General features: G+C 37.0%; 3 protein-coding genes. All 3 read right to left on the bottom strand.

Annotated features, from left to right (window positions below):
• Positions 1-417: 417 nt before the first annotated feature.
• Positions 418-1,608, bottom strand: a complete 1,191-nt coding sequence (locus F6K20_RS17660; protein ID WP_008190269.1) for a hypothetical protein — start codon at positions 1,606-1,608, stop codon at positions 418-420.
• Complete coding sequence (locus F6K20_RS17655) at positions 1,577-5,077, bottom strand: acetate and sugar kinases/Hsc70/actin family protein (RefSeq protein WP_008190271.1); 3,501 nt, start codon at positions 5,075-5,077, stop codon at positions 1,577-1,579. The genes F6K20_RS17660 and F6K20_RS17655 overlap by 32 nt, the downstream gene beginning before the upstream one ends.
• Positions 5,035-7,161: hypothetical protein (locus F6K20_RS17650; RefSeq protein ID WP_287295461.1), on the bottom strand; the 2,127-nt coding region annotated here is incomplete at its 5' end. The genes F6K20_RS17655 and F6K20_RS17650, both read right to left, overlap by 43 nt.

Raw genomic sequence — 7,161 nt, 5'->3', positions numbered from 1 at the left:
TTTTCAAACTCGGAGATCCCCCTAAATCCCCCTTAAAAAAGGGGGACTTTGAGAATGGCTCCCCCCTTCCGCGCGGGGGGTTGGGGGGGATCTAAATCTTGCGGAAAACTTTGAAAACACGGCCTAGCCCTCCCATAACTGTCCAGTTTATGCAGGTCATTTCGTTTGCGATCGCATAAATCAACGCTGCACCTAAGCCTCGTCAGCGATAGGCGGGGTCAATGTAAAGATCAATCAAGACTGCTCCATGGGTGTAATCAGAAGTGCTGAACGTTTAAAACGTTCAACACTTCTGGGATTTAAGCAGGTCAAGAATGAGTTGGGATGGGCGGATTTTTCGGTTAGGTCAGTTTTTTTCAGGAGTTATGGAATTCCACACTTCAAGGAGTATCTTGCCTTGGTCAGACAAAGGATAAGCTATTTTGGGTAAAAGATTACTCGACCAGGCATTTTTTCTTGATTAATCCAAGCGTAAACACGCAAGCAAGCTAAGACTTTACCAGGAGTACCTCTAACCTGTAATTTATCGATTACGTCATCTTTGTTCTCTGTATATTTAATAATATCATCTCGAACACCTAAAAGCCATTGACATCCTGCTTGATCACCCTCCATACTATTAACTCTTTCCACTGCTTTGTCAAGGGTTTTTCTTGCATCTTTCTGCAAATTACACCACCAGGAATTTGGGTCAGCTAAAGGCTGATATACTAATGAGTTAATCGCCTCGTCTAAGTCCAGCCTTGCCTTTAAGGATTTAATCGGATCTTGTTCATGGTCTTTGACTTTTTTGAAAAAAAGTATCAAGGTTTTGATATAATCCTCTCTATGCTGGGAATTAAAACGGGTTATACCAAAAAATTTAATACTTTTCAGGCAATGATGTAGGGAGGGGTCATTTTGAATAAAATATATGCAGATAGATACGATCTGGGCAAGAAATTTCAGATCCCCATCTAGATTTTTATCGTTAATCTCTGAGTCTAAGGAAGCTTCAGTTGATAAACACAACCCTTGAGCCTTAACTGTTCCTGTTAAACCAGGATAGAGAAGTTTATTTTCTGAAAAAGGAAGTTCGTTGTTGTTCGTATCATCTTCCTTTGCCTTGATTTTTTTAGCTGACTGTAGAGCTTTATTTTGCAACTTTTGAGCCATAGACCCTGGAACACGCAGTAAAAGCTTTTGAATTTCGTCCCATAAGTCTGAGTCATTAGTGCTTCGAGGTTTTGAATCACCAATATAAGGGTAAAGTTTCTTATCTGTGAAGAAGTCATTACAGAAATCTTGGAGAATTAATCCTGGATTTTTAAAATCAGTTAAATTTTCCGAATTTGTATTCTTGGAAGTATCTTTGTTAGAGAGAGCCTCGTTAGAAGTATTCTCTTTTAAAAGCTGATCTAGTAGTTCGGATAGCTGACCACAAAGGGTAGCTTCTTCTGAATTGTCTAATGAAATAGCTTCTGCACGGGCTGATTCCAAAGAGGCATACAGTCCCTTGAGAGTATGCCGTAGATATCGCCCTAGCTCCGAGTCTCTTACTAACAACTGTTTGAGCAGTTGACTCAATCCATCACCATCAGTGTACTCCACTAAAGGGGTTTTGCTCATCGTTATTCTCTTCTTCTATGGGACTACGCTTAACTCTAAGTACACATCCATCTTTTTCTTTTAAAACTTCTGGTTGATCCGATATCCAATAAGGAACTTCCCCTTCATGAATACGCAGATTACTTTGGTCATCAATTGTAATGTAGTATCTGCAGTTATCCTTAATCTGATTTTCCTCAAATCCTAATGTACCAAGATATATTTCCTTCAGTTTTGGGCTCTCTAAGCTGGGATAGTAAGCATAGAAGGTGTGTCTGCCACTTCTGGGGAATGGTGGGAGAGGTCGAGGCTTCTGGTTCTCATCTTTGCTGATAGCTCCTTTAGTTTCTTTAGTTGTTTGTTCTCCTTCGTCTTCATTGTGAAAAATATCATCAAGTTTTTCCCCAGCCTTGAAAACTAGGTGTGGAGATTCTTCATTGATCCCAATAGCAATATCCCACTGAAGTACACTATCGATAATCATAGCTTGAGGAACTTCTTCTTGTATATTTGCTTTCTCCAACTCTTCTGTTCGTGTTTTTAGCTCTTCCGATATTGTTTGGTTAATATTTGTTAAGGTAGAGTTATTGTCATCCACCTGATCCCCTACTAAATAATGAGGTTTGCCCCGACAAACTACCATTTCAATTTCTAGGGTTTGGTTAACTTCAAACTGAGCTTGGAATCCCTGATGCCATTGATTATTATTCTGGGAATATATTCCGATTTGTTTGGCAATCTCTTCAAAGTTAAATTTAGCCCATAAAATTTCTCTTTGACTTTCAAAGTCTCGACGATAAATGTTCGTAGTTGGTAAAACACCGAACCATTCACTTCGAGCTTTAGCTTCCTCATTAGGATTAAATTGATACAATGGCTGTCGTGCTTGAAAAACTGGTTCTAAAGATTCTACAACTTGCCTCAAGAAAGCACAAGGCAATGTGTAAAGTAAATTATTAACTTCGATATAGAGTTCGCTTTTACCTTCTTTTAGCTTATCTTTCGCGTCTTTCGGAGAATAAGTGAACTGCTGTCGGCTCATGCCATAACAAGCCCCGATTGACGTAGCTAATTTGGCATAGTCAGGTACAAAAGTAATCCTGGCTGGGTTCCACTCGAAATCGTTCTTGGTATTGCTAAATATTTCATTAATTTTACGCCTGACTAAATCTAGATGGCAAGTCTGTCCCGATAAAATTAACCAATCCAAAGGTTCTTTTTTACCAGTTAAACTGTCTTTAGGCAATCGGCTTTCTAGCAATTCTTTAGCAATATTGATTGCTTCTCCAACCACTTTTGAAGCAGCTGTTTCAAGTTGTTGTTTAGATAGCTTGATGCCAGGATTATATTCACCAAGCTCAATAGCTTGTTGAACGCGAAGAAATTGTTCTAATTGATTCGGCGGAATTTCATATTCATCATATTCAACGCTACTTTTGCTTAATTCAACTTTAGCATCATCAGCCCATCGCCAAAGGGTGTAAAAAGCTTGTAGTTTTTTTCGATCCTCTTTCCATCGAGTTGGTAATATTTCTTCTGCATAGTTTAAAACTGTTGAAGAAAATGGATCGTTTTCTGGGTTTTCTTTGTCAATGCACTCTAATAGGGAGCGAGTGCGGTATTTGTTGTGATTATCTTGTTGCAAAAATCTTGGCTCTAATCCTCTGATCAGCTCGTCTAACTTATCATCCTTTAATTTTCCTTCTGTAAATGCCGTTAACAAATTGTCAACAATCGCTACTTTAAGCACGCGAAAGAGTCGTAGAGTAATTAACTCACCCCCTAAAAATAAGTGTCCAGAAGACCCCATCAACTCTGGAGTCAGAACATAGTAACGTCCACCAGCTCCTCGATCTTCTCCTGGGTCAAATGGACTATCATCTCTTAGAAGTAAACGAATTAAAGCCAAGTCTGTCGTTCCACCACCAATGTCCAATACCATTAGGTTTTGAGCCCATTTTTGACCGCTACGACGACAGCGAGTTTTAAAAGCTTCTATACCGATAGTTTGGTTTCCACCAAATTCTCGCCATACATAGAAAATAGCAGCAGCGATTGCTTCATCAAAATCTTTTTTTACGTCTACTTTGACATCTGTATCTGTAAATTTTTGCTCAAGAATTTGACTTACTAAGTCTTCCAGTTTACGACGATTTTCTGGCTTAGATACCGTCGGATAAGTAACTATTACTCTGTAAAATTTACCGCTATCATAACGTTTTTTATTTTCCGGTTTATCTTTAAAATTTTCTGTTAATTCAATCAGACATTTCATCGCTGCTTGAATTAGCTCACTATATTCAATATTTTTATCTTCTCCTTCCCAATATATCTTGATTTTATCTTCTTCTCCTTTTTTTCTGGTTTTATTAAGGTAACGCTTCGGAGAATGATGAAACTTACTTTCTATTTTTCGCCAAAATGTTTCCTGGTTTTCATCTTCCTGGTTTTCATCAGTAGTCTCTTTGGACATCGCTGCCAATCGATTATTTCTAGCTATTTCCCCCATTTCCACTTCCAAGAATCCATTTACACCAACCAGTTCCAGTTCGCTAGTAATTTGTGTATCTTGGGGTAGATTTTTATCTATTTTTGCCAGAACGATACGTTCCTTTTGTAAGGGTGGTAACTGAAATAATTGACGGTAAATTTCGTTAAGTTTTTTACTAACTACCGGGTAGATTGGATCATCTAGTCTAGTACCTAAGGAAATTTCTAGTTGGCGAATTCCCTCTAACAAGATCGAGCTATTTTTATTGTCGATAATTTCTGGCCAAGATTTTCCCAAATTATTTTCAACTTGTTCGATATATTCCTGCCATTCATCATCACCAACTCCTGGTAATTTTGAGTCAGATGAGCCTAACCATTCGTTAAAAAGTTTAAATAATAGGTCTTTTTGTTCCAAGGATAATTCGTTTGGTTCTATTGCTTCTCTAGGATCGTAAAAAGTAACAGTAGAATTTGAAGTACCAAAATCGATAGCAATCCATCCACCATGTGAGAGCATTTTTTCCCCCTTACTTGTTTTTTTGTAAAATAAATTACAGGTTTGAGACTTTGTGTGCGATTCACTTACGTTGCTATTTTGCTCGATATAATCTATATTAAATCCTAAAAAATAATTGGCAGAAATGGGCAGAGATCTATCGAGTTTGCAGTATGGAGAAAATCGTAATAGCGAATCCAGATAAAATGGTATTGGATAATTCTTAAAAGAATTATTGTAAGCCTGTTGAATTTTATCTCTAAGTTCTAGAGGATTTCCTGTTATAGTACAGTTGATATGATCAATCCTTATAAGATTAGCTGGATCGTCGTGCTCATGAATCAGGTCTATTACAGGAAGCTTTAACCACTTAGTATTGTTTACTGTTTTGATTTGGTTCAACAGAAATTTATTTACAATCTTAATTCCAACAGGCATATCAACATCTTTGGCAAAGTTTAAAGAGGAATATTTACTAGCTCCTGTAGGATTAATAACCAATCTGGTGTGGTTTTTTCAGTTGGCTCTTCACCTACCATTTGTTTTAGCAACGTTCTATTTCCTAATAACTTATCTTGCAAAGTTAAAATAGCATTGTCTAAAAAAACTGTTTGTATTTTCTCATTAACTGTTTGATTTACTTTGCTTAAAATTTGAATAAAGCTATCACTAACGCTACAAATAATTGTATCTCGAAGTCCCAGTATAAAAGTTAGATGGTTTTCGTAGAGTGGTATGCTTCTAGTAGCTTGTTTATGGTCTGGAGACCACCCGAATATCAAAGCAGGTTCATGGCTATTTTTGTCTTCACGGGGTAAAGGAAATAAAGTATCCGGGTCTATAGTTATAGAACTATTTCTTTTCACTATTTGTAGCAGCATTGATTCCCATTCGCTCGGAGATGCTATAAAAAGTAAGTTTTTTATATTTTTTTCTATTTCTTCTTTTTTCACAACACAATTTTCAATTTCAGACCGTATTTCTTTGACATTGATTGTCCTCTGATTGTCCTTTAAGGAAATTAGTTTATTTGATAATTCATCTAACCAGTCTTTGATAGACTGGTCAACACGCTCCTGAATAAACTTTTCGAGTTGATCACAAGTCTCCTGAAAAGAAGGATACAATTCATCGCTTTTAGTAAAAGATTTTCCTGTTCCTTCTTGAGGTATTATTTCCAACGAAAATGGATTTTCATCCTCACTGTCAACTTGTGGTAAATTGACGATTCCGTTTTTAATTTTGAGAAATAGGGTTCTCCATTCACTCCAGCGAGAGATTTCAGAATTTACTTTTTCTTCAACCTCTTGTCGAAGGGAAATTGTGCTTCTTGTTTCATCTATTCCTACTCCCAATTCCAATGGATTTTTTTCTAAATGGGTTTTTAAGGCTTTATAACTATCTGCTAATTCTCGGAGTGCTTGGCGCAGGATTCGTAATTTGGGATTCTCAGAAGCCAGCAATTTAGCCAGTGAAGGATTATTAACTTTCTGTGCTAAATTTTGTTGTTCCTTAACCAAAGTTTGTACTTTAACGTTGACATCTTTATATAATTGTTCAAGACCATGAGTTGCCACGTGATTTTCAAGCAGATACCGTAGTCTAGAAAGACCACCATCTTTTGTGAAAGCATCTAGCCAAGTTACTAAAATACTATCAGGTTCAGATTTTTTTAACCTTTCGCTTAACTGCTGCCATTTTTCGTTTAGATCAGGAAAATGCTTCTGAAATATATTGAGGTTTTCTAGTACAGTTGGTGTCGCAATTTTAATGGTGCTGTCTAGGTTTTTTATCAAATACTCAAGAGCAGCAAATGCTGACATAAAAACGATTCTTTGCTCATCATTCCCTTTCGTCAATTTACGGGAATTTTCAATAACCTTACGCAAAGCTGGTATTTCATCGAAAATTTTCTGCTCTGTTAGTTGCTCTGTGTTACTAAGAAGCTTGTCAATACCAACTTCTGCCCCAGGCAAATCATCAAATCGCCCCACACCTACAAGGATAAAATCATCGAGATTTTGGTTTTTTCTTTGCTTTCGGAGCAGATCGATGATTTCATTGTTTGTTGTACTTCCTGGACGAGGACCATAGGTCAATAGTAAAATCGTCTGTACATTTTCCATTTCATGGACATTTACAAATCGATCTCGAAGCTCAGATTTATCAGCCCCTAATCCAGGCAAGTCTAGTAAAACTAACTTGTTTGCTTCTTGAAGAGATGAAAGATCCCAAATTTTATCTGACACTTTGACTTCAACATTTATTCGTCCGATTAGAGGAAAGGTGGCTTGCAAAAACTTAGGAAACTGCTCCTCGTCTTCTGGAGGAAACTGTTCAAACTTCTTAATATCTAAGATCGAACGGGGGTCATTAGGTAGCTGAAGACCTGCGTAAGCATGAGTAGAATTATCAATAGGCAAGGATTGACCGCATAAATTATTTCCATAACGTAGATAAGATTCAACAAACACTACTAGTTCTTGAATTGCGTTTTCTAATCCAGGAGTTTTGTCATAATTTTTTACTTCATCGTACCATTTGATAATGTTTTGCCAAACATCAGGATCTTTGGAAGTAAATAG

The sequence above is a fragment of the Moorena sp. SIO2C4 genome (assembly GCF_010672485.1).
Classification (GTDB): domain Bacteria; phylum Cyanobacteriota; class Cyanobacteriia; order Cyanobacteriales; family Coleofasciculaceae; genus Moorena; species Moorena producens.
Note: the sequence above shows the minus strand (reverse complement) of the source record. Positions and strands in the feature narration are given on the sequence as shown.

Coding starts and splice junctions, on each gene's coding strand:
- F6K20_RS17660 (WP_008190269.1), bottom strand. CDS start 1,608: ATGAGCAAAACCCCTTTAGTGGAGTACACTGATGGTGATGGATTGAGT.